Below are 23580 nucleotides of genomic sequence, written 5' to 3' on the forward strand. Positions count from 1 at the left end.
TAAATTTACAACAAATTAAAGAGTATTCTGTGTAGTAGGTAACTATTTGTTAGGCAAAATTCTGATACAAAATCTGGCTTTCTAATCTGAATTTCCAGCAACTCAGAAAACTTCAAAACCCAGACAGAACCTCCTTACTAACTTCTCATTAAGCACCATTACAGGGTTAGCCATGAACTACCAGATGCCTTCTTCTCAAAAAAACTTTCACAGTTTGATTACTCACGAACAATTAGATCAAGTAATCGAAGCTATTAGTGATGGTAGATATTCTTGGGCTTGTGTATTAATTTTGCGTTTTGTTGGCTATAATCCACTCCACTTTATTCCACAAAGAACTTACAGCCGTTTAATAAAAGAGCAGAGCCAATTTACAGATACAAAATCAGAGTTAGAAAATGCAGTGAATACCTCAATTAATCTTACTGGTAGCCAAGAAAAAACTCAGAATTTGGATTTGGATAATGCAAAATCTCTAGATACACCCATCAAAAAACAAGAAAATATTCAAGGTGTCAATTTACCATTTTATTTAAAATCTAATATGGCTAAACTCTATCCCTCAAAAGGAAAAGAGCTACAAAACTAAGAAATAACTTAATTGATTTGGTGGGTGTTACCCACCTTTAACTTTGTGCCTATCTTACGGGAACGCCTGGCGGCGAATGCACGAAACCTTAGCCAACTTAATTAAACACTTTTCACCTGAATCACACCCTGATCAAAAACGCGCTTATCAGTACCAATAGCCTTGACTTCTATTCTATCTGGATACACTTCATAAGCTGCAAAACTCAAACTAGAAGCCGAATATGCTGTCCACTCAGAACGACCTACAGGACGAGTACCAGCACCACCGCCAGTAACTAAATAAGTTGTGCCATTAATAGATTTGGTGCGTTCATAGTGGTGTTCATGACCATTGATATAAAGTTGCACACCGTATTTTTCAAACAAAGGCGTAAAAGCTTGAATAAAAGCTGGGTTATTACCATAAACACCAGAGGCGTAAATTGGATGATGACCAAATACAACTTTCCAAGGTGCATCACTGCGGCTTAATTCTAGCTCTAACCAAGGTAGTTGTTTTTTCCAATCAGCATTACTGTTAGTATCTAAAGCAAAAAACTGCACTTGATTACGGCGAAATGTATAGTAACGTTTTCCCTGCATATTAAAGCCAGGGTATTTAAGTTGCGGTTCGCCGTTATCAGTACGAATATCGTGATTACCTAAACAAGCTTGAAACTTGACACCTTTTTTGAGTAAAGGTTGATAAGGACGTTCAAAAACTGCACCAATTTTTTCTATTTCGCCGTTGTTGTAAATATTATCGCCAGCTAAAACGACTAAATTGTATGGATTTTGCCTGTGATAAAAATTCATTGCTTCAGCTACAGCATACTGTCCTTTTGCACCAGTCCCTGTATCTGCTACAGAAACAAAACGCAACAGTAAGTCTTTTTTCGCTGGTTTACCTGCTATTGCGACAGAATTATCGGTATAGCTATTTTGACGAACTAATCTCCAGCCGAGAATTCCTGTACCAATGGCTCCCAGGCTTCCTAAGAATAAAAATTGACGGCGTTTCCAGTTCATAACTCACCAAATTCAATAAATAGTCAGTTTAACCGAAGCCAAGTGCAATGAAGTGATACATTAGGGCAGAAGAGACAGCAGTAGTCTCATGTACTGCTTTTGGTGAAAATTCCATGTCACAAGACAATCAGAATTCACAACCCCCTTCTCCTCAAGAACCCTACCAGAGAGAACCACCTATATGGAAGGTGACTGTTATCCAAATTCTGCGGGGGACAATTGGGGTTTTAGAAACAGCCGTGGTAAAACTAGAGGCTGAGTCATCTGTAACGGGCGAAACTGCTGGTGTTTGGCGGCAGTTACAGCTAATCTGGCGTAGACTATTAGCTGGAATGCGGTCTTTTTTACCAGCAAATTTCTCCCGACAGTTATCAGACACAGCTTTGACAGGAATTATTGCTGGAATTACTGTGGTTTTGATTTGGACAACTTCTAGCGTCTTTACGAGTAAACCGCCGGAGATAGCCACAATTCCACCAGTTGAAGAGGTTCCTGTACCTACGCCAACAGTTCCACCAGAGTTAACTACACCGGAACCAGAACCGTCAGCGGAAATTACATCACTACCCGAAGTAGAAGTCACTCCCACACCAACAGCGGAACCGGAAGTCATTCCCAAACCAGAACCAACGCCAACACCCGCAGTAGTATTAACACCAGAACAAATTTTGATTGCGGCTATTGAAAATCAAGTAGCAGAAATTAGCGATCGCATCGCTTCTGGTCTGATACAGTCAATTCAAGCTAATTTTCGCACTAGCAATCTCATTATTAAAATTAATAACGATTGGTATACCCTGAAAGAATCTCAACAAGATAAACTAGCAGCGGAAATATTACAACGTTCTCAAGAACTAAATTTTAGTCATTTACAAATTTTAGATTCTCAAGATAAATTAATCGCCCGAAATCCAATTGTTGGGGAGCAGATTATTATTTTCAAACGACGCAGCGCCAATTTCCCTGTCTCAACTTCAGGCGGAGATTCTTTGTATATTTAAGCCCTATATATTATGAATGTTATACGTCGTTTGCTAGAGGTTCAGGCGATCGCTTATAAAATAAGATAGTTAATAATTTCAATTCTTTGCAATTGGCTTAAACGCCAATCGATTTAATAAATAAATTCAAAATTATTTTTAAGAGGAGCATGAAACTATGGATATGCAAGTCCTGAGAGAGCGTGCTGGACTTAGCCGTGCAGAGGTAGCCTTCAGGCTTGCAATTAGTGAAACCAGTGTGCGTAACTGGGAAGCTGGGCGTACTGAACCAACAATGACACCCAAAAAATATCTAGAGGCTTTACGTCTTTTCCAATGTACCCCAGAAGAATTAGCAGCTGCCAGCGAGAAATCTATCAATCAACGCCATAAACGTAAACCCGGAAGACCAAAACGCTTTCCCGATAATCAAGTAGCTCAGGTGACAGATGCGCCAGTTTGCAGCTAATAAAAAAGTGTGAAGTGTGAAATGAAGAAACCTTGATAGTAAGGCTGAACGCCTCGCTACAGTACTCAGCACTTTTCACTGTAAGGGCGGTAATTGTCGCGTTACCACAGCTTGACGAACAGGAATATTGATCTCGGTAACGAAATGTTCTGCGCCTGATGTGTAAAAAAATAGTAAAGTGGAGTCATTAATTTGATGCGTTCCCAAAACTTTGTCTACTTGCGGGATGATTTCAGTGTAATTTTTACCTGAAATATCAGAGAATGCTATGGTTTTGCGATCTTCGTTTGTCAAGCGTTTGTCACCATCGCTGTCAGCCTTCACTACTTCATACCACAACCCACCCACGTTTTTAGGGACATCTCCCGCAGGTGTTGAGAGACTCAGTTTTTCATGGCGTAAAAACAAAAAGTTATTATTGGGAATTAACTTCCAAGATGACTTATCGTTAACATGAAAAAATAAAAAATTTCGGGTGCTGGAAGCTTCTTTTTCGTAGTAAGACTGACGATAATTTTGTTGGGAACTAACAGCCGCCATTAAATAAGGTGTCCCTTTGAGTGGTTCAAACGAACCTAAATTTATTTTGACTTGAATATCTGTATTCGTTTCTGTATTAACTATGTCTGAAGCATTACGCTGTCTTAATGTTTCTTGATAAATCCGATAGGCTATGTATCCAGATATCATCAAAGAAATCAGCGCACACAAGGAGAGAATTATTACTCTAACAGTTCTCAGTCTATTCATCATAACTATCGCAGATAATCGTTATAGTATTAGAACTCATATTTGATTTTTGACATACAACTACACATACTGAGATTTTTTCAAGAATTAAATCAGACAGCTATGGTGATAAGTTATGTATATACTAAATAAACATTATTGAGTGTTAGGTTCAGTAGATTTACTAATATTTCAAAAACTCATCTTCAAGTAGTGCGATCGCTCACCGTATTTGCCCCGGCAGCGCGATAAAATTCTAAAACAACAGTCGTAACTAAAGGTTTAAATGGCAGAAACATTATTTTTCAACGCTCTGCGGGAAGCCATTGATGAAGAAATGGCGCGTGATTCCAGTGTATTTGTGCTGGGTGAAGATGTAGGACACTATGGCGGTTCCTATAAAGTCACCAAAGACTTGTACAAAAAGTATGGTGACTTGAGGGTTTTAGACACTCCCATCGCCGAAAACAGCTTTACTGGTATAGCAGTAGGGGCGGCCATGACTGGGTTGCGACCGATAATTGAAGGGATGAATATGGGCTTTCTGCTCTTAGCCTTCAACCAAATCTCCAACAATGCCGGGATGCTGCGCTATACTTCCGGCGGTAACTTTAAAATTCCAATGGTGATTCGTGGCCCTGGTGGTGTCGGTAGACAGTTAGGTGCAGAACACTCCCAACGTCTAGAAGCTTACTTCCAAGCTGTACCAGGGTTAAAAATTGTCGCTTGCTCCACCCCTCATAATGCCAAAGGTCTGCTAAAAGCAGCTATCCGTGATGATAATCCAGTACTGTTCTTTGAACACGTACTTTTGTATAACTTAAAAGAAAATTTACCAGAAGAAGAATACCTCTTGCCCTTGGATAAAGCTGAGGTGGTGCGTCAAGGGAAAGATGTCACAATTCTGACTTACTCACGGATGCGCCACCATGTGATGCAAGCCGTGAAACCTTTAGAAAAACAAGGTTACGACCCTGAAGTAATTGATTTAATATCCCTCAAACCCCTAGATTTTGATACTATCGGTGCATCTATCCGCAAAACCCACCGAGTGATTGTGGTGGAAGAATGTATGCGGACTGGGGGTATTGGCGCAGAATTAACTGCCTCTATTAACGATCGCTTATTTGATGAATTAGATGCACCCGTATTGCGTCTATCTTCTCAAGATATTCCCACACCGTACAACGGTACTCTGGAGCGTCTCACCATTGTCCAACCAGAGCAAATCGTCGAAGCTGTACAGAAAATGGTCGCATTGCGAGTCTAACAAAGTATGAAGTGTGAAGTATGAAGTCGGAAATTTTAATTTCAGCCAAGCTGACAGTAAGACGCGAAGTGTCTACACCTTTTATACTTCATACTTTATACTTCACACTTCAAAGAACGCTATTATAGCGTTTGTCAGTTGCGAGTTATGGTATGCAAAGACAGCGATCGCTATTAGCCTTAATTTTTGTCCTGCTCATCGCCGCTGTGGTGGCGATTGTGAAAATTCCTGTACCTTTGGGGTTGGACTTGCGCGGAGGTTCCCAGCTGACAATTCAGGTGAAGCCAACAGCAGAAATCTCCACAATTACCGAACGTGAATTAGAAGCCGTCAAAAAAGTTGTTGAAGGTAGAATTAACGGCCTTGGTGTTTCCGAACCAATCATTCAAACAATCGGTATAGATAAAGTTCTCGTCCAGTTACCAGGGGTAAATGATCCTGAACAAGCAGAACGAGTCTTAGGTGGAACTGCTCAGTTAGAATTTCGCCAACAAAAGCCAGGTACAGAAACTCAATTGTTTGCCTTTCAGTCCTCCAGAGCCGAACTAAGAGCCAAGCAGGAAGAATTACGTAGCAGCAAGGATCAAGCTGCAATTACCAAAAATCAAGAAGAATTACAAAAAAATAGTCAAGCCATCCAGGAATTATTTGACAGTACCAAGCCACCGCTTGATGGTAAATACCTCAAGGATGCCTATGGTGAACCAACTCAAGCTAATAATTGGAATGTCGCCATTCGCTTCGACCAAAAGGGTGGTGAACTCTTCGCCGAAATTACCAAAAATCTTGCGGGTACCGGTCGCAGTATCGGGATTTTTCTCGATAATGAACTCATTAGTGCGCCAGTAGTCGGGCCAGAATTTGCCGCTACAGGGATTACAGGTGGCGCAGCCGTGATTACAGGTCGGTTTACACCACAACAAGCCAATGATTTAGGTGTACAACTCCGGGGTGGTGCATTACCTGTACCCGTGGAAATTGCGGAAATCCGCACAGTCGGCGCAACCTTGGGCAAAGACAGTATTATCAGCAGTATCTATGCTGGCAGTGGTGGTCTGCTTTTAGTATTAATATTTATGATTGTGTACTATAGACTACCAGGATTAATTGCGGATATTTCTCTAATTATCTACGCCATCCTGACTTGGGCTACTTTTTCTTTGTTAGGTGTAACTCTGACATTGCCAGGTATTGCAGGTTTTATTCTCAGTATTGGTATGGCGGTGGATGCCAACGTACTCATTTTTGAGCGCACAAGAGAAGAATTACAAGCAGGTAAGTCACTGTATCGCTCTGTGGAATCTGGCTTTTACCGCGCTTTTTCTAGTATCTTAGACGGCAACGTCACAACAGTTATTGCTTGTGCTGCCCTATTCTGGCTAGGTGCTGGTTTGGTGAAAGGCTTTGCGCTCACCTTGGCTTTGGGTGTAGCAGTAAGTATGTTTACTGCCATTACCTGTAGTCGTACCTTTATGTTTTTGGCAATTTCGATTCCTGCACTGCGAAAACCCGAATTTTTCTGTCCGAACCTGCCCGCATCAGGAGCATCTAATAAGACTGAGGTAGCGCAATGAAACTGAGTATTAACAAATCGCGATCGCTTTGGTGGACTATTTCTTGTGCAGTCATCCTTGCTGGTATCATCTCAATGGTGATTTCTTGGCAAAATCCCAATATTCGTGCGCCTCTACGTCCCAGTTTGGATTTTGTTGGTGGTACAAGATTGCAGTTTGAACGGGATTGTACTCAACCGAAAAACTGCGAACAGCCACTTGATATCAACGTTGTTCGGGAAGTCGCCAAAGAACAAGGATTAGGCGATAGTAGTATCCAAATTGTTGCTGATCAAGAAACCAGAAAAGAAAACGGTATACTAATTCGGACAAAAAACTTAAATCGCGATCAGCGTACCCAGTTGCAAAATGCTTTAAGTGCCAAAGTCGGTGCTTTTGACCAGCAGAAAAACCAAATTGACACTGTTGGGCCAACCTTGGGAAGAGAGTTATTTATCTCTGGAATAATTGCTTTGGTTGTGTCCTTTGGCGGGATTATCGTGTACTTAGCTTTCCGATTCCAGTTAGATTATGCCATCTTTGCAATTATCGCTTTGTTTCACGATGTGTTGATCACAGTGGGTATCTTCTCAATTTTTGGTCTGGTTTTCGGCACAGAAGTAGATAGCCTCTTCATCGTCGCTTTGCTGACAATCACTGGGTTTTCCGTCAACGATACAGTGGTAATTTACGATCGCATTCGTGAAACCCTCAAAATTAATCCTAACCGCCCAATTGCTGAAATTGTCGATGATGCCGTAAATCAAACCCTCACTCGGTCAATCAATACTACCTTAACCACCTTATTGACCTTATTTGCCATCTTTCTGTTTGGAGGAGAAACCCTGAAAAACTTTGCCCTAGCTTTAATTATTGGATTTACAGCAGGTGCTTACTCCAGTATTTTTATTGCTAGTACTCTCCTGAGTTTGTGGCGAGAACGGAAAGGTCAATCTAACCTAGTAACCAGTAACGGAGCAATTGATACAACTGCGGAGAATTAATCAAGAAGCAATAGTCTTCTGATTGTCTTTTGACTCTCCCTATTTTCCAATCCTTTGCTTCTCATCTTGAATATGGATCAATCTGAACAGCCTTCAATCACTGACCCATCTTTTGCTCAACAAGTTCAAAAACTACATCGGCTGACAGTATACGGCAGATGGTTGTTTGTAATTTTTTTATGGCTGCTGATTGCACCTATTTGTTTTTGGGATTTACGCTCAGAAATTTCCTTGTGGCGACAATACTTTACCTGGGTAGCAGTGCGATATGGACTCATATTTCATCCCCTGTCTACTCTAGGTTTAAGTTTTTGTATTGCTATGACTGTTTCTGTTTTAGTTTGGCAAAGCCGCAATATTTTAATGGGACTACCACAGCGGGAAAAGGAGCGCTTAGAAAAACAAGTGTGTCGCATTCGCCAGCAAGGGGCTACTCATCCCTTATGGAAGTTAATTTGTCAGTAAATTTAGCGATAGATAACTGTAAATAGATACAAAAAACTAATACATTGCCTTAATGTTTAGCTTCCGTTACTTTTTCCTATTTGATAAGTTATGGAGCGTGCATCAAGGTCAACAACTACCTTTCCTCCTCGATATTTTTCTACCTGTCGCCAGATATCATAACCCATCATAATTGCTCTCTCCCAATCACCCAGCGAACACTGAGCAACTTCTAAATGCGAGGTCATATTTTTTATAGTCTTTAATAGCTGATAATCTATTGCTGAAATACCCTTTAAAAAGTCGTGATCTTTGGCATAGGTGAATACAAGTGCTGATATCCCTTCTTCAATAGCTATTGCACGACCACCATCTTCAACTTCATCGATGCGAGGGTTGCTTTTACGCTTACATTTAAGAATACTACGAGTGACTACCGACCAACCTAAAACTGCGGCATAGGCAAAATGAAAAACATCATGAAATCGGTAGCCATCGCTTGTATAGGAATTATCAGTGAGGTCATTTCCAACCTGTTGCTTGTTGATAAATGCCTTCATCTTAACTGAGTTATCTTTACTTACTTCAGTAATTTCTACTTCAAACTGTCTTGGTAAACTTTCGTGTTCGGGAAAGTCATGATCAAAGATGTAGCTTGTAGCATTATTATCTATGTTTTCTGAATCTCTCCATCCCCAAAGATCACGACACTTTCTCAAATTATCTTCCGCGATTTCTTCTAAATTAAGATTAAATTTGCTTGCCAAATTGGAAATATACCAAAGCATATCTCCCAATTCTTCTGAAATACCTTCTTTAAATAATTTGTGTGCATCACCGTCTCTTAAATGTTTTTTATATTCTGTCATCAAAGAACCAACTTCACCAACTAAACCTAATAGCGGTATGATTAATTCACTACCTTCAACAGCAGGAATTTGATCTGTATTTAATGCCTGTGTTTGATATTCAGAAAAATTCATAATGGGATTTCTCCTATTTCAAATTTCAAAGTAGTTTTTGATTTTTATAGAGACAAAATAAAAACCTGATAATACTTAAAAAATATCACCATTACAATTTACTATTCCAAATTTAGCTATTTTCTATTTGGAAAAATAATTGGTTCTATATTTTTTGGAAGATACACTGGATGGTTTGGGTATCCATTTTTTGTTAGCTTTAAGCAGTAATGAGGTTTTTGACAGTTAATTAAACTTAAAACTTCTTTTTCTCGGTTCTTAATTCTGGGATACTTATTCGCACTCACATTACCAAGCCACGCTCCCCACCCCAAAATAATTTTTTCGGCGCGTTTTGTTGCTGATAGAATATAAAGGTCATTTTTCGACCCCACAGGGTCAATATCCTTAGCCTTAAGTTTCTTGGGGTCTGTAGTAATATAAGCAAATAAATTAACCACTTCAAGAGAACCATAACCCCAAGAATTAGCATATTTAATACATCTAATGAGCGTGGGATCATCTTCCTCTGCACCAGCCTTACTTGGATTAAGCATTACAAAAGTTACTTGTGGCAAATTTTCATCCCATATACGCCGTAGTAAATAGCGATATTTTCTCTTATTTCCATCTATATGGTCAAACTTAGCATATCCAGGTTTTCTTTTATGATTCATCTGTTTCTTTGAATTATTCTTGATTTCCAAATAATAGAATCCATCAGAATAAACACAACTGTTGAGATTCTTCTAACTCTGAATTTTGCAGAGCTTTTGATTTTTTCTTCTGCGTTTCTTGCTTATATTGTTTATGCAATTTCGATAAACTATCTGATATTTCCGATGTTGTTTTTACCAAATAATCTAACTCTAAAGATAATTGCTGACAATTATCTTTAGAGTTAGGAATTTCTAATGGTGGTAATCTCTGGGATAAAGTTTTTTGAACTTTATCATTAATACTCCACTTAGGTGGATAAAAATAATCAATTGGTTTAGGAGTTGCAGTAAATTTCGATTTTATCTTTTTGCGATTACTTTTTAAATCAGGAAATGCGACTCGACAGTATTTATCAGTTTCACAAAATAGATTTTGACAATCTATTGCTTGTAATGGACGACCCCAAAGCGATTGAAAGTTTAATTCTAAACGCTGAAACTCTTTTTCTTGATTTTCAGTCATCCAATAGATAATTTCTGCATTACTTTTACCATCAGTATCAAGGAAACACTTGTTGATCCCACGTTCAGCGCCTGGGCCTGCTATGGTAAAACTGTTTTCATCAAAGTTGATAATTTCACTATAATTAATATCTGTAGCTAATTGGTAAGCCATAAACTTACCTAATAATGGGTATTCTTGAATGATGTGAAAAATTTCTTCTAGACTTTTAGCTTGAACTATGCGGTTGACTACGTTATCTTTAACAACCATTTGCTCAATTAAAGCCAAATGATTTTGATGTTTTTTATCATAACCAAACTCTTTACTGGCACAAGACATATATGCACTGGTATAAATCACATATCCATCTGCCATAGCATCTTGTAATATTCTTGAATAAAAATTAAAATTAAAATTAGATAGTGAAATATAATCGCCTATTTGATTTTCTAAAAATTCCCACGTTTCTATTTTGTTAAAAATTTTAAATAGTAAAATTCTGAAAAGAACTTCTTCTTCATTTTTACTTCTCTTTTCAGCGTAAATAATATTTTTAATTAGATATTGAGAAACGCGATCGCTGGCTCGATAGGCATTGCAAAATTTATAAGTATTTATAATAGGGTCGGTTGTCCAAGGAGATAGTATATCATTAATTTTATTAAAAAATACTTCCTGGCGTAGAGCAGCAAATCGCCAATAGGTATCAAAAATTTCTTGTCTGACTCGCATACATCTTTCTCCTGCCTATGTCCATACGACTTACTAACAATTAAAGCCTGGGCTTTTCGTTTCAAGGTCTTGCACTTATTTCTACCCTACTCTAAACTGTTGCCAGCCTCGTGCGTGCCTAAGTTTTTCGTTACTTGCGCGTAAGTCCTGATTATAGTTGCATTTCAGTATGCTTAGAGGTAAATTTCTATCACAATATGACTAAATAAAAGCAAAGATATTTATTCGTGCAAGTGAGTTGCTACACATGAACTATCCTCAGATTAAATTTAGCGATCGCCATTCCGACATAGACCTTTACCAACTCCAAGAGTTATTTAATATTTCCGCTTTTTGGGCAAAAGGACGTAGTATCGAGGATTTAAGCATAGCTATCACCAACAGCGACCCAGTAATTTCTCTGTGGGATGACACAAAACTTATTGGCTTTGCTAGAGCCACTTCTGATGGAATTTACCGCGCGACAATCTGGGATGTCGTCATTCACCCAGACTACCAAGGCACTGGATTAGGAAGCAAGCTGATTGAAACCGTTTTAAGTCATCCCCGCATGAAGTTGGTTGAGTGTGTATATTTAATGACCACTCACCAACAAGGATTCTATAAAAAAATGGGTTTTATACCCAACACAAGCACAACTATGGTGCTACATAACCAATCTCAACAGCTAACTTCCCTCTCCGCAGCAGAACTCCAGTTTCAAGAATAGAGGCTAGGGACTAAAAAATTTTAGATTTTAGATTGCCGTTAGCGTAGCGTTAGCGAGTCCGCAAGCGTCTTTTAGATTGAAAGCTTGAATGCGGGGAATAGTAAGACTTTTCCTCCTGCCTCTCCGCAGTCGCTACAACGGAGGGAACCCCCGCAACGCGCGGCTCTCTGCCTTCTGCTATAAAATCCAAAATTGATTCACTCATAACTTTTTCAAGCTAAGGGAATAGATATTTGTACCCTAGTTTGTGCTTCAGACGATTCTGATTTGATTGAATTGGGCAGCATTTCTAGTTTTGCGCCCATCACTTCTAATAAAGTTTGATTGAGCAACAATTTCATTCCCGGCGAAAGATTTGCCTTCTCATCTTGAATTTGAGGAGATAAATTATCATATTTAATTAAATCTATCGGCTCACTTTCAGGTAGCGCATGAGTAGGAATATCCAGATAAATATGAGCAGTATTAGTGATATGTAAAACAGTAGCGGAAACACCAATACTACCTTCTTGCATTTGTGTAATCGCCGTATCTACCAAATTTACTAATACTTGGCGTAACCAGCGGTGATCTGCTAACACATAAATTTCTGGATCTACAGGTGACATCTGCAACGGAAAATTCCGATTTGCCGCCAGCATGTAAGTTAAGTCTTTAACTTCCTGAAAAACTGTGTCTAAGCAGCGCGGCTGAATATCTAATCTATTTGTACCGTATTCAATTCTAGACACGCTAAGAATTTCATCCATTAATTGGAGCAATTTCAAAGCTTTTTCATGAGCTTGGGCAACAAATTCTCGTTCTTCTTCAGGATTTTCACATAAGTCTGACAAAATTAATTGATGCAGGCTAATCACGCTATTAAGTGGCGATCGCAATTCATGGGTAGTTCGCGCCAAAAAACCCGCTTTAAAGTGGCTCATTTCCTGTGCCATTTGATACGCCAGTTGCGTTTGCTTTAGATCTTGCAGCAGTTTCGACACATTTTCTGGTTCTTCTGCTACTACTGGCGATAAGTTAGCGTTAGTGTCTGTCGACTTAGAAAATAACCAACGAAAACTGATTCCTAGGATGATTCCGACTCCGAGATATGCCCAGTTGCTCCAATTCATAATTTGGCAATTATTAACTTTTTAATTGACCACAATGGTATAGAATTAATTTCCTGATTTTCTGATTAATTCAGTGTAATTCTCCCCTGGCGTAAAATTTGCCAGTTTGTCCCTGTCCACTTGGCAACTGTGGAAGGTACACCAACCCCGGATATTTCTTCAAGAACTTCCGTAGTTGCCAAGGTTAAAGCATCAGGAAATTGCATTGTAATTTCTGCCATTGTTTGTAAAGGCGGTTGACCAGAAAAATTAGCACTTGTTGTCGCTAAAGGGCCTGTTTTCGCCAAAATAGCACGAGCGATCGCATTATCCGGTACTCGAATACCAATAGTAGTTGGGTTAGTAGGGTTGATCTCTTTCGGTAAGCGATCGCTGGCTGTCAATACTAAAGTTAGCGCCCCCGGCCAATACTGATTCACTACTTGTTGCCAAAGTTCATACTCATATTCACTACCTTTGACATAAGGCCATAAATCCGCAGCACTAGCACCCATTAAAATTAAAGGTTTATCCTGACTACGCTGCTTGGCTGCAAAAATTAAGCCAGCTTTTTCTGGTAAAGTTGCCAGTGCTGGCACAGTATCAGTGGGAAAGCTCACCAAATGGCCAGCCTGTGCGCCTGCTATTAGTTCTGCCAGAGAAACTTGAGACATATTTGCAAATGAGAGAAGTTATGAGTGAAAACATATAATTTTTGTATTTTCACTCATAACTACTGTAAGGGTGTAAGGATTTATATATCCAAAACCCTTTCACCTCTATCACCTATCACCTGTTCCCTGTTCCCTATTCCTTTTCACATAAGCTAAAGCAAAACGTTCAATTCCCTCTAAATCAGTGTGAATTTGAATATTGCAATAGCTACCTTGATTTTGCAAAAGCTCTCTGACTGCACCCGCTTGTCCGGCCATCATTTCAATCAGCCACACTCCCCCAGGCTGCAAATAACTGGAGGAGACATCAATTAAATAGCGGATATCATCTAAACCATCAGCACCACCATCTAATGCCAAATGTGGTTCATGCTGTATCACTTCTGGTTCTAAGGTAGCCACAGTTTCCGTCGGAATATATGGCGGGTTAGAAACCATACCACTGAATTGGCCTTTCATGATTGTTAATGGTTCCCACCAAGAACCTTGATAAAAGTGAATCCTGTTGGCAAATCCCAGATTTTGAGCGTTAATTTGGGCAATTTCTAAAGCGGCGGTACTGTAGTCAACAGCATGAATTGTGGCTTTTGGGAATGCGTCAGCCAGTCCAATGGCGATCGCACCACTCCCAGTTCCCAAGTCTATCCAATGTCCTTGGTCTAATGGGGTTTTAGTCTGATTTTGGGCGATCGCCGCTACTGCTAAATCAATTATGCACTCTGTCTCTGGTCGCGGAATTAACACCGCACTCGACACAGTCAGCTTAAATTTTCGCCAAGGTGTAACTCCGGCAATGTACTGCACTGGTAAGCGATCATGTAATCTTTTTTGCCAAAGCTTTTCTAAATCAGCCAAAGATATAGCGATCGCTATTTTATCCCAGTCCTTGAAAGATTCTAAACGTATTGACAAGCGGTCTAAACCAGCGATTTCTTGCAACAGCCAATCAACTTCTGATGGTGGTACAGCAGTGGCGATTGCACCTTGCATTGCTTGGCTGCGCCACTGCCAAAGTTGTAACCCAGAAACTACTTGTGGCTGTTGATCTGCCATGTTTTAACGTTTTGGCTTTGCCGCAGGCTGGCGATTATTACCAGTAGCCGAATCTTTTGGTAGAGTTCTGATATACTCTCTGGATTCTTGAGATGGCACTAAAACCACTTGTTTGAGCCAATCCTCATTTTTATCTTGTAAAGTTTTGATCACGCCGTCTATGTCAATTACTTGAATATCAGCTTTCGGATATTTTGGTTTTACTTGGTTTAATAAACCTTGTGCATCTTGCTTACTCACAAATAAAGGCACGACTTGTTCTTTGTCGTTTGTCAGTTTAATGGGTACATAGCCTTGATCAGGTGCAAATCTAACTGCAAAAATCGGCACACTCCTAAACTGATCTATTTTTTGACCGCTTTGGTTCAGCAATTCCAGCGCTCCTTTGACATCCTGATCCACTGGTTTAAAAGCAAATACCAAACGGTTAGGCTGGTTTTTAGTTTGTTGTAACTGCTGATAGATGATTCCCAAAGGTACAGCCGTCACCTGAAGACTTTTGACAATTTCTGCCATTTTGGGGTCTTTGTTCGTACTTTGCAGTTGCTTAATAAAGGCTTGAGCTTCCTGGCGGCTAAGATAAACACCTGTGACTGAACCACCCGGTTTTTGACCATTTTGACCATCAGGTAAAGGACGACTCAAGGGCAATCCTTTATCATTGGTAATTAGATACACTGGTACTGAGTCGAGTTTTTCTTTTATTTGTTGTTCTGATAATGCCCACACTGGGACGTTACCGACAAAAACTGTGCCTAACAGAGTACTCCCGATTAAACCCAATGTTGCGCCCCAGCGAACTAATGCTTTCATGACTACTCCTCGCGTCAATGGTTTTTAATTAAATTAGACTAATTGGTTGGATTTGCACAGCACTAACTTGTTTTAGTTATATAGCAATCCATTTGAGATGTAAAAAAGCCATAATGGCTGTTAAATGGTCACAATCAACTCGCAAAATGGGAGATTTCTAAATTCTTGAGAACTCCTACAGTGCTTTCGGCACAATGAATTGTGCTGCAACCTGATTTTTTTAATTCGCTTTGCCTAATTCCTGCACAAGAATTATAGAGGACTATTATAGACTGCTCTCAAGTAATGAAAAATTTTGCCGACCGTTGAGATGATTAATGCCATTTTATTGTCTTTCTCAAAAACTGGTGACGCGATCGCAAAATAATTCGTTCCATTTATTTATTACCTTAATTACTGCTTAAATCAATACCTAGACTTATTCTCGGCTGATTATACTATTCGGGATATAATTACTCAACTTTTGACAAAGACAAAAAAATCAAATTATTGTTTTCTGTAGTATTTACACTTACAAATGTCAAACTTATACCAACTCTATGAGAAGTTGCACTCTATAAATCAATACCGTTCAGTTAAGCATTTCTCTCTTCTCTCTGGGTTCTCTGTGCCTCTGTGGTTCGTTAAAAGACTTAGTTTTAACAAAGAGTTTTAGCCTTATCTGAACCGTATTGCTCTATGAATAAATTCTGTAGAGTACAATTTCTTCCAGAAACAGTATTACTACACAATTCATAATTCTAGACAGCGTTCAAAGTTCAAACATAGTAAATTTTGATTGCTAATTAAAACCATCAAAAAATATCCTATCTATGAGTAAGGAATAGATAGGATATTTTGCAAGTCTTGAACCTAAAATCGGGATGACAGGATTTGAACCTGCGGCATCCTGCTCCCAAAGCAGGCGCGCTACCAAGCTGCGCTACATCCCGGATGTTCTAGTGAGCTTTTGTCTCTGGTAATTACCTTCATCATCACAAGATATTTATCTTGACACACTAGTTTTTCTATTATAGCAGACTAAACATATATTTGCCAACCAATATCTATAATTTATCGCTAACAGCATATAGATTAGGAGATTTTGTCAGTACAAACGTTAGTAACACTAGGGTGTTTAGCGTCTGTCCTCTGCTATATCATTTCCCAAAACATCTTTAATACTAACCTTGCCGTGTTGAATTGAATATTTTAGTGAGGATACCAAAACATACCTTTAATGCCTTCAGGATCTGACATAAAACCCATCCCCCGATAAAAATCAACAACATGCGGATCAGCAAATAGAGTTACATTACTGATTTCTTCGCTTCTGAGTTTTTTGAGTACGTATTTCATTAATGCCTTACCCAGCCCTTTCCCCTGATAGTCTGGATGAACTACTACATCCCAAATCGTGGCATTAAACGCATGATCTGAGGTAGCACGGGCAAAACCAATAAGCCGCCTTTGATTTCCTCGTACTTGCCACATGGAGGCAACGAGAAAACTATGCTCTATGGCTTTTTTCACTTTTCTTAACGGACGACGCGACCAACCCACTGCATCACACAGTTCTTCTAACTCATACAGGTCAATATCTCGCTCTGTGCTAAAAACGATCCGTTCCGCATTCCGCGCCCCAGGATCGCCAGCATTAGAACTGCCAAATTCACCTGTATTCTCTTCAACTGAGGTTGTTTTATTTGTCGCTACAGATTCAGGAGTACTAAACCAAGTTTTCCAAAAACCCATGCCAACGTGGTTCGGGTAGTATAACTGAATTGGCTACCACTCTTTTGGAGTGATGATACACGTTTTATTAAGCAAATACCATAGTACAACCCACACACTGAATTTTTTTGGGTGTTGTCGGGATAAGCAATGGTAACGGCCTTTCATAGCGTGTTTCGTACCAATCATTTTCAACTTTAGCATTTTGTTGTAAAGGCTAGGAAAAATTCCCCAAAAGGCAAAGTTTTGAGAGTCAATTGTATATATCGAGATTGGGTATTAAGTACTGGGTGTTGGGAATAATGTTTACTAACACCCAGTCCCCAGTCACAGCCCCCAGGTGACAACAGCAAGCGAGTCTTATCCCAACAATGGCTTCTGGTTTAAAATCTTCGACACTGGAACTCCTAAAACGCTTTAACCGAGCGTTTCCCCAGTTTTATGAGCAATTTGTCAGTAGTGAGATTCAACTGCAAAATCTCCGGTTAGCTTATCGTCTTTATAAAACCAGACGTGCCGTTATCGAGTTAAAGCCGGAAGGTAGCAAAAGCGCATTGCACTTTGCCTACCGTAACCAGTCCTTTCTCCTCAGTGATATTTTTGGTGTCCTGGCAGCTTACGGCTTGACCATTCACGGTTTGAGCCTTTATGGGCAAATCCGTCCTCCAATGTTAGTTTTCATCAAACTTTTGGTATCTCGTGGTAGCAAAGCTTTGACAGATAAAACCGCAGAAAATGTCTGTCGGGCTATTCGAGAGGCTTTAGGAGGGCGCTTTGAAGTTGAAGAGATGCTGGCCGTAGAATTTAATTTAGATGCTGGCTTAGAACAAGTACAAACTGAGTTTTATGTTGATCCAGTATTTCATCTGCCGGCTCTGGTGATTGAAGCTGATAACCAACCAGGATTGTTTTACAAAGTGATGTACGCCATCTGGCAGGAAGATTTACTAGTAGTTAATGCTAATTTGCTAGTTTGGCGGGGACGCACGCGGCTGATTCTCTATTTGTTGGGGCCGAATGAAAGCTTGATTCCTGAATACCTAGGACACAAAATTGCGGAAGGAGTCCGACAGAGGTTATTAGGTAAGTAATCTCAACTGTGATATTCCTTCTGCCTTGATTGTTTAACCTTTTGTACTCTGTATTTAGTCGTACCCTCAAGGATGGGTACGATATGAGTATGGCAACCATAGAAATCCTAGGCGTTCCACACGCATACGAGTTAACGGCTCCTACTACCTCCCCCCATGCTTTGGTGTTCATCCACGGTTGGCTAAATAGTCGTGGGTACTGGCAACCTGTGATTTCCCGTCTGTCAATAGATTTACAGTGTCTATCTTATGATTTGCGCGGTTTTGGTGAGTCACAGTCCCAGACAGAAACTGATGTTGATCGGGAAGAAACTACTAACAGTTTGGCATCCCAACAATTTGATTCTCTCTATACACCAACTGCTTATGCTCAAGATTTATTAACATTGTTACAAGAGCTAAATATTACTAGCGCGTGGCTGATTGGCCACTCTTTGGGCGGCACGATAGCACTTTGGGCAGCGGCCTTAATGCCTGATCGGGTTCAAGGCGTGATCTGTATCAACGCTGGTGGGGGCATTTATCTGAAGGAAGCTTTTGAACAATTTCGTTCAGCCGGTCAGCGATTTTTACAAGTTCGTCCGCGTTGGTTATCTCAGCTACCTTTGATTGATTTGTTATTCACTAGAGCTAGTGTTGCCAGCCCTTTAGACCGTTATTGGGCGCGTCAACGGGTGATAGATTTTGTGGTTGCTGACCCAGAAGCTGCTGTAGGAGCGCTATTAGACTCTACAACAGAAGAAGAAGTTAATCGCTTACCTCAGTTAGTTTCGCAATTAAAACAGCCCGTTTACTTTTTGGCTGGTGCCGATGACAAGGTGATGGAACCCAAGTATGTTCGCCATTTAGCGAGCTTTCATCGGCTTTTTCAATACTGTGGTGACAATGTGATTGAAATTCCCGATTGTGGACATTTAGCTATGTTAGAACAACCGGATGCTGTTGCAAGTCATATTCGGTCAATTGTCAATGGTCAAACAATTTTAGATTTTGGATTTTAGAATGAACTACCCACAATTGGCTTCGCCTGAACTGTGGGTTTCTACATCCCCCAGTTCGTTTTTAGCGAGTTTTTCTGTAGATTTTTGTCGCTTCTTCGCCCCTAGTTGCCTCATCGATCCAGATTGCTTACGCTTACCAGTAGATGTGGGAGAGCTAGGCGACTCTGCGACTACGAGGCTAGTTCCTAACCCCGGTAGAGTACCTTTAGACCAATAAAGCATTACTTCGGCAGCAGCAATATCCCTATCCTGCACGTATCCGCAAACAACACAATTATGAACTCGAATATCAAGAGTTTTTTTATGTTGATGACCACACTTCGGACAGGTTTGACTAGGCTTTACTTTCTTCGTTGGAACTTCTACAAATACACCACCAATTTGCTCAACTTTGTACTTGATGGTATTGCGAAGCATTCCAAAAGCAACATCTAGTATTGACTTATTCAGTCCTGCTTTTTGCTTTTTACGCTTGCCTTTCTTTGCTTTACTAGTCATGTTTTTTACTTCTAGTTTTTCAGTCGCAACGAAGCTATTACCGCTTACAATTTCTGCTGCTACTTGATGTACCCAGTTTTGTCTTTGATTACCAACTTTACGAACTAGCTTAGTAACCTTTGATTGGGCTTTTTTATATCGTCTAGAAGCTTTAATTTTTTTGTTTCTATTTGGTGCGCGTTTACGCCTCTTCTCCTTAGAAGCTTTTTTGATTTTCTGTTCAGCATTTCTCAAAAACTTAGGAGCATCGATTTGTTGATGATTCTCTCCATCCGTAATTGATAATGCTGCTTTACAACCTAAGTCAATACCAATTGCACCAACTGGTAGAACTTTAGGCTTTAATGCTTGGTCTAGCACATCAACAGTAATAGATGCGTACCATTTACTATTGCGATAAACGATAGTGCAAGTAGTTGATTTACCCCAACCCAAAGCCTGCCCCCGCATCTGAATACGTCCAATTTTAGACAGATTGAGATATCCGTTTTCGCCTTCAGATTCTACTTTAAAACCTGCACAGTCTGGATAAGTCCATCCTGAATAATGTCTAATTGACTTAAATCTCGGACGCTTACCTAGCCCTTTAAACCAACGCTCAAATGCAAAATCAACACGTTTTAATGTTGCTTGCAGTGCATGGCTGGGAAGTTCTTTGTACTCTACCCAAACATCTTTAAATGCTGGCAAACAATTCTGTTGCTCAAAATAATCAACTTTGTGATTATAGATTTTGTACTGGTTAAATCTGTTATTTACTGCGGCATTGTACAAGTCCTTGTGGAGCTTTCGGTGATACCGCAAAATTAATTCAGTTTTCTCGTTTGGGTATAACCGAAAAGTCATTCGTCTTGTTGCCACAGGCTGTTTTTGTTTCCTCCAAAAATCTGGTATATTAATCAGAATACAACGGACACGGCTACTTGTCAAATGCTTTCTCGTAAAGGGTCACACGCTGTTTTTTCTATTCACTTACATTTCGTTTTTATTACTAAGTATCGTAAAAAAGTAATTACCGCACCAATCCTTGAGAGGATGCACGAGATTTTTGCAAATATTTGCATTAAAACTAATTGCATTTTGGTTGAATTCTCAGGTGAAGAAGACCATGTACATTTACTGGTGGACTATCACCCAGACAACAATATTTCTGACTTTACCTCTAGTTTAAAATCTGCTAGTAGTAGGGTCATTCGTAAAGAATTTAAGGAGCATATTGAAAAGTTTTACTGGAAACCTTTGTTTTGGTCTAGCTCGTATTATGTAGCGTCAAGTGGCGGCGCACCGATTGATCAACTTAGGCAATATATTAAAGAGCAAGATGCACCGACCGAATAAATATGGATTGGTTATTTCCACTTCGTTCCAATAACCCGCTCCGATCCCTACCCTACTAAGAGTTGAGGGTAGGGACTGCCGCGATACGTTCAATCCAAAATTCAAAATCTAAAATTGATATGGTCAAGAGTTTTGGGTAAAGAACAAATAACCATCAACTCTGTAACCTATCACCTGTTATATAACTTCATCACCTGACTCAGGGATAAGCGGGATTCAACACCCAATGTCAACGGTGAGACGTGACCACGAGATAAATGCTCAGATGCAGCACAGGCGATCATGGCGGCGTTATCGGTACAAAATTTCATTGGTGGGAACAGGACGCGGAGGTTATGTTCACTGGCGGCTGCTTGCAAGTGCTGTCTCAACCCACTATTTGCTGCGACTCCGCCACCAACAGCAATCGTATTCAGACCGTAGTCAAGGGCGCAGGCGATCGCTCTTTTGGTGAGTGCTTTGGCTACAGTCGCCTGAAAACTTGCGGCTAGGTCTGCTATGGGGATTTGCCCACCATCTTTCTCTAATTGCTGCACTAGCCTTAGCACTGCTGTCTTTAAGCCACTAAAACTGCCATCATAGCGATGAAAGCCTCCACCTGGCAGCGAAACTTTCCCTTCTGGCAAGGCAAAGGCTTGGGGATCGCCCTCCTGTGCTAACTTGTCAATAACTGGGCCGCCTGGATAACCTAGATTTAACAGTCGTGCCACCTTATCAAAGGCTTCCCCCGCAGCATCATCACGGGTTTCACCCAGGGTTTCGTAATTACCACAGTCTTTAACATAAATCAAGCTTGTATGTCCGCCTGAAACCAGTAAGCTAAGAAAAGGGGGATCTAAAGTTGGCTCACTCAAGTAAGTCGCGTAAATGTGGCCTTCGAGGTGATGAACTCCCAAAAATGGTTTATTGTGTACAATCGCTAAAGTTTTGGCAGCAGTTAATCCCACCAACAAGGCTCCTACAAGACCAGGGGCGCAAGTGGCGGCAATGCCATCGATTTTTGACCAGTCTAATTGAGTTTGTTCTAGCGCTTGGGCGATCGCCTCGTTGATCGTTTCCAAATGCTGGCGGGATGCCACTTCCGGCACAACTCCACCATATTGCTGATGGACTGGGATTTGGGAAGCGATGATACTACTGTGAACTTGACGATTGTTAACAATTGCGACAGCAGTTTCATCACAACTGGTTTCGATTGCTAAAACGTTTGCCATTTGAAGGTTCTGCAAAATAACGATTTGGTTGAGAAGCTTTAACTTTTATTTACTTAAACTTTACTCGGTTCCCAGGCAAGAGTATGATGACTTGCTAGTTAGCCAAATTAAAGAATGTACAAGCCGCTTCGTTTTGTACAAAAAACTTTTTCTTTTGTAATAAAAGGAAACAACTCTATGCGACGATTGTTTGCTTTGATTTTAGCGATTTGTCTTTGGTTTAATTTTGCTCCACCAGCGAAAGCTCTAGGGGCTAATCTTACACCCTGCCAAGACAATCCCGCATTTCAAGCACTAGCCAAAAATGCCCGGAATACCACTGCCGATCCTCAATCAGGTCAAAAGAGATTTGAACGTTACTCTCAAGCGCTTTGTGGCCCCGAAGGCTATCCTCACTTGATTGTTGATGGTCGTCTAGACCGTGCTGGGGACTTTTTGATTCCTAGCATTCTGTTTCTCTATATTGCTGGTTGGATTGGCTGGGTAGGTCGTACTTATCTAATCGCAATTAGAAAAGGATCTGACACCGAACAAAAAGAAATCCAAATTGATTTGGCTCTAGCACTACCCATCATAGCCACGGGTTTTGCTTGGCCAGCAGCCGCTTTGAAAGAATTTCTTTCTGGCGAATTAACTGCTAAAGATTCGGAAATACCCATTTCTCCTCGTTAGGTTTCGCTTAACTGATTCATTGTTTTGGAGACTAAATACATGGCTGAAAAAAGCGATCAATCATCCTATTTGATTAAATTTATTTCCACAGCACCAGTGGCCGCTACTATCTGGCTGACAATTACAGCAGGTATTTTGATTGAGTTTAACCGCTTTTTCCCCGACCTACTGTTCCACCCACTGCCATAAATCAAGCATTGGGATTTACAACTTTTGCTTATGTAATTGAGAGGCGAACATAAAATTATGGCGCAAGCAGTAGACGCATCCAAAAATCTGCCCAGCGATGTGAGAAACCGGGAAGTAGTGTTTCCCGCAGAACGCGATCCTCAACTGGGTAATCTCGAAACCCCAGTTAATTCTTCTCCTGTAGTCAAGTGGTTCATCAATAACTTGCCAGCTTATCGTCTAGGTCTCACTCCTTTTAGACGTGGGCTAGAAGTTGGTATGGCACATGGCTACTGGATATTTGGCCCCTTTGCTAAATATGGCCCCCTGCGTAATGCAGAAAATGCTAACCTAGCAGGCTTACTAGCAGCGATCACCCTAGTAATTTTTCTGACAGGTGGTTTATCTTTATATGCCAATAGCAATCCTGCTAAAGCCCTGAATAGCGTAACTGGAGCTTCAGCCCCAGATGCTTTTCTATCAAAAGAAGGCTGGAATAATTTTGCCAGCGCTTTCTTAATTGGTGGCATTGGTGGTGCGGTAGTTGCTTACTTCTTGACTAGCAATATCGCCATCATCCAAGGTTTAGTGGGCTAATTTGGCTTCTGGTAATTGGTAATTAGTGATTAGTTAAAGTTA

26 protein-coding genes and 1 tRNA gene are annotated in these 23580 nt (G+C 40.3%); 14 read left to right on the plus strand and 13 right to left on the minus strand.

The window, feature by feature from the left end:
• The first annotated feature begins 184 nt into the window (after positions 1 to 184).
• Entirely contained in the window at positions 185 to 589 is a 405-nt protein-coding gene (locus NOS7107_RS07525) for a HetP family heterocyst commitment protein (RefSeq protein ID WP_367580163.1), read from the plus strand.
• A gap of 101 nt (positions 590 to 690) precedes the next feature.
• Here the strand turns inward: NOS7107_RS07525 and NOS7107_RS07530 are convergent, their stop codons facing one another.
• Complete coding sequence (locus NOS7107_RS07530; protein ID WP_015112382.1) at positions 691 to 1599, minus strand: metallophosphoesterase; 909 nt, start codon at positions 1597 to 1599, stop codon at positions 691 to 693.
• Positions 1600 to 1712: 113 nt separating this feature from the next.
• Here NOS7107_RS07530 and NOS7107_RS07535 point away from each other — a divergent pair, with 113 nt between their 5' ends.
• Together NOS7107_RS07535 and NOS7107_RS07540 are read left to right on the plus strand one after the other, a co-directional pair.
• A complete protein-coding gene (locus NOS7107_RS07535) occupies positions 1713 to 2600 on the plus strand; it encodes a hypothetical protein (protein WP_015112383.1) in 888 nt (295 codons plus the stop codon).
• A gap of 157 nt (positions 2601 to 2757) precedes the next feature.
• On the plus strand, positions 2758 to 3048 hold the full coding sequence (locus NOS7107_RS07540) for a DNA-binding transcriptional regulator (protein WP_015112384.1): 291 nt from the start codon (positions 2758 to 2760) through the stop codon (positions 3046 to 3048).
• A gap of 75 nt (positions 3049 to 3123) precedes the next feature.
• On the opposite strand, the gene NOS7107_RS07545 is transcribed toward NOS7107_RS07540, so the two are convergent.
• On the minus strand, positions 3124 to 3801 hold the full coding sequence (locus NOS7107_RS07545; protein WP_015112385.1) for a hypothetical protein: 678 nt from the start codon (positions 3799 to 3801) through the stop codon (positions 3124 to 3126).
• Positions 3802 to 4063: 262 nt separating this feature from the next.
• Here NOS7107_RS07545 and NOS7107_RS07550 point away from each other — a divergent pair, with 262 nt between their 5' ends.
• From NOS7107_RS07550 to NOS7107_RS07565, 4 genes are all read left to right on the plus strand, one after another.
• Complete coding sequence (locus NOS7107_RS07550) at positions 4064 to 5047, plus strand: alpha-ketoacid dehydrogenase subunit beta (protein ID WP_015112386.1); 984 nt, start codon at positions 4064 to 4066, stop codon at positions 5045 to 5047.
• Positions 5048 to 5199: 152 nt separating this feature from the next.
• A complete protein-coding gene (gene secD / locus NOS7107_RS07555; protein WP_015112387.1) occupies positions 5200 to 6621 on the plus strand; it encodes a protein translocase subunit SecD in 1422 nt (473 codons plus the stop codon).
• Complete coding sequence (secF, locus tag NOS7107_RS07560) at positions 6618 to 7604, plus strand: protein translocase subunit SecF (RefSeq protein WP_015112388.1); 987 nt, start codon at positions 6618 to 6620, stop codon at positions 7602 to 7604. The genes secD and secF overlap by 4 nt, the downstream gene beginning before the upstream one ends.
• Positions 7605 to 7676: 72 nt before the next feature.
• Positions 7677 to 8069, plus strand: a complete 393-nt coding sequence (locus tag NOS7107_RS07565) for a hypothetical protein (RefSeq protein WP_015112389.1) — start codon at positions 7677 to 7679, stop codon at positions 8067 to 8069.
• 56 nt (positions 8070 to 8125) lie between these two features.
• Here the strand turns inward: NOS7107_RS07565 and NOS7107_RS07570 are convergent, their stop codons facing one another.
• From NOS7107_RS07570 to NOS7107_RS07580, 3 genes are all read right to left on the minus strand, one after another.
• On the minus strand, positions 8126 to 9031 hold the full coding sequence (locus NOS7107_RS07570) for a nucleoside triphosphate pyrophosphohydrolase family protein (protein WP_015112390.1): 906 nt from the start codon (positions 9029 to 9031) through the stop codon (positions 8126 to 8128).
• A gap of 116 nt (positions 9032 to 9147) precedes the next feature.
• The gene (locus NOS7107_RS07575) at positions 9148 to 9687 is read right to left on the minus strand and encodes a DUF1643 domain-containing protein (protein ID WP_015112391.1); all 540 of its coding nucleotides are present in this window, start codon (positions 9685 to 9687) and stop codon (positions 9148 to 9150) included.
• Positions 9688 to 9730: 43 nt separating this feature from the next.
• Positions 9731 to 10906 (minus strand): nucleotide kinase domain-containing protein, encoded by a 1176-nt coding sequence (locus NOS7107_RS07580; RefSeq protein WP_015112392.1) that lies wholly within the window; start codon positions 10904 to 10906, stop codon positions 9731 to 9733.
• A 247-nt stretch (positions 10907 to 11153) separates the two neighbouring features.
• On the opposite strand from NOS7107_RS07580, the gene NOS7107_RS07585 reads away from it, so the two are divergent.
• Complete coding sequence (locus tag NOS7107_RS07585; protein ID WP_015112393.1) at positions 11154 to 11615, plus strand: GNAT family N-acetyltransferase; 462 nt, start codon at positions 11154 to 11156, stop codon at positions 11613 to 11615.
• A gap of 212 nt (positions 11616 to 11827) precedes the next feature.
• On the opposite strand, the gene NOS7107_RS07590 is transcribed toward NOS7107_RS07585, so the two are convergent.
• The 6 genes from NOS7107_RS07590 to NOS7107_RS07615 all read right to left on the minus strand — a co-directional run bounded on the left by NOS7107_RS07590 (position 11828) and on the right by NOS7107_RS07615 (position 16980).
• Positions 11828 to 12727, minus strand: coding sequence for a sensor histidine kinase KdpD (locus tag NOS7107_RS07590; RefSeq protein ID WP_015112394.1), 900 nt, complete (start codon positions 12725 to 12727; stop codon positions 11828 to 11830).
• Positions 12728 to 12792: 65 nt separating this feature from the next.
• Positions 12793 to 13380 (minus strand): L-threonylcarbamoyladenylate synthase, encoded by a 588-nt coding sequence (locus tag NOS7107_RS07595; protein ID WP_015112395.1) that lies wholly within the window; start codon positions 13378 to 13380, stop codon positions 12793 to 12795.
• 108 nt (positions 13381 to 13488) lie between these two features.
• The gene (gene prmC, locus NOS7107_RS07600) at positions 13489 to 14433 is read right to left on the minus strand and encodes a peptide chain release factor N(5)-glutamine methyltransferase (protein WP_015112396.1); all 945 of its coding nucleotides are present in this window, start codon (positions 14431 to 14433) and stop codon (positions 13489 to 13491) included.
• 3 nt (positions 14434 to 14436) lie between these two features.
• Positions 14437 to 15246 carry a Tic22 family protein gene (locus NOS7107_RS07605; RefSeq protein ID WP_015112397.1) on the minus strand — a complete coding sequence of 270 codons (810 nt, stop codon included), beginning with the start codon at positions 15244 to 15246 and terminating at the stop codon, positions 14437 to 14439.
• Between the two features lie 858 nt (positions 15247 to 16104).
• Positions 16105 to 16178 (minus strand) — tRNA-Pro (locus NOS7107_RS07610).
• Between the two features lie 259 nt (positions 16179 to 16437).
• A complete protein-coding gene (locus NOS7107_RS07615) occupies positions 16438 to 16980 on the minus strand; it encodes a GNAT family N-acetyltransferase (protein ID WP_015112398.1) in 543 nt (180 codons plus the stop codon).
• A gap of 350 nt (positions 16981 to 17330) precedes the next feature.
• Between NOS7107_RS07615 and NOS7107_RS07620 the strand changes: the two genes are divergently transcribed.
• Positions 17331 to 18050: a hypothetical protein gene (locus NOS7107_RS07620; RefSeq protein ID WP_015112399.1), complete on the plus strand. Its 720-nt coding sequence runs from the start codon at positions 17331 to 17333 to the stop codon at positions 18048 to 18050.
• A gap of 89 nt (positions 18051 to 18139) precedes the next feature.
• Positions 18140 to 19051 carry an alpha/beta fold hydrolase gene (locus NOS7107_RS07625; RefSeq protein WP_044499822.1) on the plus strand — a complete coding sequence of 304 codons (912 nt, stop codon included), beginning with the start codon at positions 18140 to 18142 and terminating at the stop codon, positions 19049 to 19051.
• Between the two features lie 6 nt (positions 19052 to 19057).
• Here NOS7107_RS07625 and NOS7107_RS07630 read toward each other — a convergent pair whose 3' ends face one another.
• Positions 19058 to 20395: an RNA-guided endonuclease TnpB family protein gene (locus NOS7107_RS07630; protein ID WP_044499824.1), complete on the minus strand. Its 1338-nt coding sequence runs from the start codon at positions 20393 to 20395 to the stop codon at positions 19058 to 19060.
• An 84-nt stretch (positions 20396 to 20479) separates the two neighbouring features.
• Here NOS7107_RS07630 and tnpA point away from each other — a divergent pair, with 84 nt between their 5' ends.
• A complete protein-coding gene (gene tnpA / locus NOS7107_RS07635; protein WP_015112402.1) occupies positions 20480 to 20887 on the plus strand; it encodes an IS200/IS605 family transposase in 408 nt (135 codons plus the stop codon).
• A gap of 170 nt (positions 20888 to 21057) precedes the next feature.
• Here tnpA and tsaD read toward each other — a convergent pair whose 3' ends face one another.
• Positions 21058 to 22101 (minus strand): tRNA (adenosine(37)-N6)-threonylcarbamoyltransferase complex transferase subunit TsaD, encoded by a 1044-nt coding sequence (tsaD, locus tag NOS7107_RS07640; RefSeq protein WP_015112403.1) that lies wholly within the window; start codon positions 22099 to 22101, stop codon positions 21058 to 21060.
• 177 nt (positions 22102 to 22278) lie between these two features.
• Between tsaD and NOS7107_RS07645 the strand changes: the two genes are divergently transcribed.
• From NOS7107_RS07645 to NOS7107_RS07655, 3 genes are read left to right on the plus strand one after another with little or no spacing between them, the layout of a single operon-like run.
• Positions 22279 to 22773: a photosystem I reaction center protein PsaF subunit III gene (locus tag NOS7107_RS07645; protein WP_015112404.1), complete on the plus strand. Its 495-nt coding sequence runs from the start codon at positions 22279 to 22281 to the stop codon at positions 22771 to 22773.
• Between the two features lie 39 nt (positions 22774 to 22812).
• Positions 22813 to 22962: a photosystem I reaction center subunit IX gene (psaJ, locus tag NOS7107_RS07650; protein ID WP_015112405.1), complete on the plus strand. Its 150-nt coding sequence runs from the start codon at positions 22813 to 22815 to the stop codon at positions 22960 to 22962.
• 57 nt (positions 22963 to 23019) lie between these two features.
• Positions 23020 to 23538 (plus strand): photosystem I reaction center protein subunit XI, encoded by a 519-nt coding sequence (locus NOS7107_RS07655; protein ID WP_015112406.1) that lies wholly within the window; start codon positions 23020 to 23022, stop codon positions 23536 to 23538.
• Positions 23539 to 23580: the final 42 nt, after the last annotated feature.

This window comes from Nostoc sp. PCC 7107 (genome assembly GCF_000316625.1).
In the GTDB taxonomy this organism is placed as follows: Bacteria; Cyanobacteriota; Cyanobacteriia; order Cyanobacteriales; family Nostocaceae; genus Nostoc_B.

Bases quoted from the DNA above. Each gene is read 5' to 3' on its own strand.
- secF (WP_015112388.1), top strand. From the start codon at position 6,618: ATGAAACTGAGTATTAACAAATCGCGATCGCTTTGGTGGACTATTTCT.
- NOS7107_RS07605 (WP_015112397.1), bottom strand. From the start codon at position 15,246: ATGAAAGCATTAGTTCGCTGGGGCGCAACATTGGGTTTAATCGGGAGT.
- secD (WP_015112387.1), top strand. From the start codon at position 5,200: ATGCAAAGACAGCGATCGCTATTAGCCTTAATTTTTGTCCTGCTCATC.
- NOS7107_RS07625 (WP_044499822.1), top strand. From the start codon at position 18,140: ATGGCAACCATAGAAATCCTAGGCGTTCCACACGCATACGAGTTAACG.
- NOS7107_RS07590 (WP_015112394.1), bottom strand. From the start codon at position 12,727: ATGAATTGGAGCAACTGGGCATATCTCGGAGTCGGAATCATCCTAGGA.
- NOS7107_RS07645 (WP_015112404.1), top strand. From the start codon at position 22,279: ATGCGACGATTGTTTGCTTTGATTTTAGCGATTTGTCTTTGGTTTAAT.
- NOS7107_RS07615 (WP_015112398.1), bottom strand. From the start codon at position 16,980: ATGGGTTTTTGGAAAACTTGGTTTAGTACTCCTGAATCTGTAGCGACA.
- NOS7107_RS07585 (WP_015112393.1), top strand. From the start codon at position 11,154: ATGAACTATCCTCAGATTAAATTTAGCGATCGCCATTCCGACATAGAC.
- NOS7107_RS07575 (WP_015112391.1), bottom strand. From the start codon at position 9,687: ATGAATCATAAAAGAAAACCTGGATATGCTAAGTTTGACCATATAGAT.
- NOS7107_RS07530 (WP_015112382.1), bottom strand. From the start codon at position 1,599: ATGAACTGGAAACGCCGTCAATTTTTATTCTTAGGAAGCCTGGGAGCC.
- NOS7107_RS07620 (WP_015112399.1), top strand. From the start codon at position 17,331: ATGGCTTCTGGTTTAAAATCTTCGACACTGGAACTCCTAAAACGCTTT.
- prmC (WP_015112396.1), bottom strand. From the start codon at position 14,433: ATGGCAGATCAACAGCCACAAGTAGTTTCTGGGTTACAACTTTGGCAG.
- tsaD (WP_015112403.1), bottom strand. From the start codon at position 22,101: ATGGCAAACGTTTTAGCAATCGAAACCAGTTGTGATGAAACTGCTGTC.
- NOS7107_RS07525 (WP_367580163.1), top strand. From the start codon at position 185: ATGCCTTCTTCTCAAAAAAACTTTCACAGTTTGATTACTCACGAACAA.
- NOS7107_RS07655 (WP_015112406.1), top strand. From the start codon at position 23,020: ATGGCGCAAGCAGTAGACGCATCCAAAAATCTGCCCAGCGATGTGAGA.
- psaJ (WP_015112405.1), top strand. From the start codon at position 22,813: ATGGCTGAAAAAAGCGATCAATCATCCTATTTGATTAAATTTATTTCC.
- NOS7107_RS07595 (WP_015112395.1), bottom strand. From the start codon at position 13,380: ATGTCTCAAGTTTCTCTGGCAGAACTAATAGCAGGCGCACAGGCTGGC.
- NOS7107_RS07630 (WP_044499824.1), bottom strand. From the start codon at position 20,395: ATGACTTTTCGGTTATACCCAAACGAGAAAACTGAATTAATTTTGCGG.
- tnpA (WP_015112402.1), top strand. From the start codon at position 20,480: ATGCTTTCTCGTAAAGGGTCACACGCTGTTTTTTCTATTCACTTACAT.
- NOS7107_RS07545 (WP_015112385.1), bottom strand. From the start codon at position 3,801: ATGATGAATAGACTGAGAACTGTTAGAGTAATAATTCTCTCCTTGTGT.
- NOS7107_RS07570 (WP_015112390.1), bottom strand. From the start codon at position 9,031: ATGAATTTTTCTGAATATCAAACACAGGCATTAAATACAGATCAAATT.
- NOS7107_RS07565 (WP_015112389.1), top strand. From the start codon at position 7,677: ATGGATCAATCTGAACAGCCTTCAATCACTGACCCATCTTTTGCTCAA.
- NOS7107_RS07535 (WP_015112383.1), top strand. From the start codon at position 1,713: ATGTCACAAGACAATCAGAATTCACAACCCCCTTCTCCTCAAGAACCC.
- NOS7107_RS07580 (WP_015112392.1), bottom strand. From the start codon at position 10,906: ATGCGAGTCAGACAAGAAATTTTTGATACCTATTGGCGATTTGCTGCT.
- NOS7107_RS07540 (WP_015112384.1), top strand. From the start codon at position 2,758: ATGGATATGCAAGTCCTGAGAGAGCGTGCTGGACTTAGCCGTGCAGAG.
- NOS7107_RS07550 (WP_015112386.1), top strand. From the start codon at position 4,064: ATGGCAGAAACATTATTTTTCAACGCTCTGCGGGAAGCCATTGATGAA.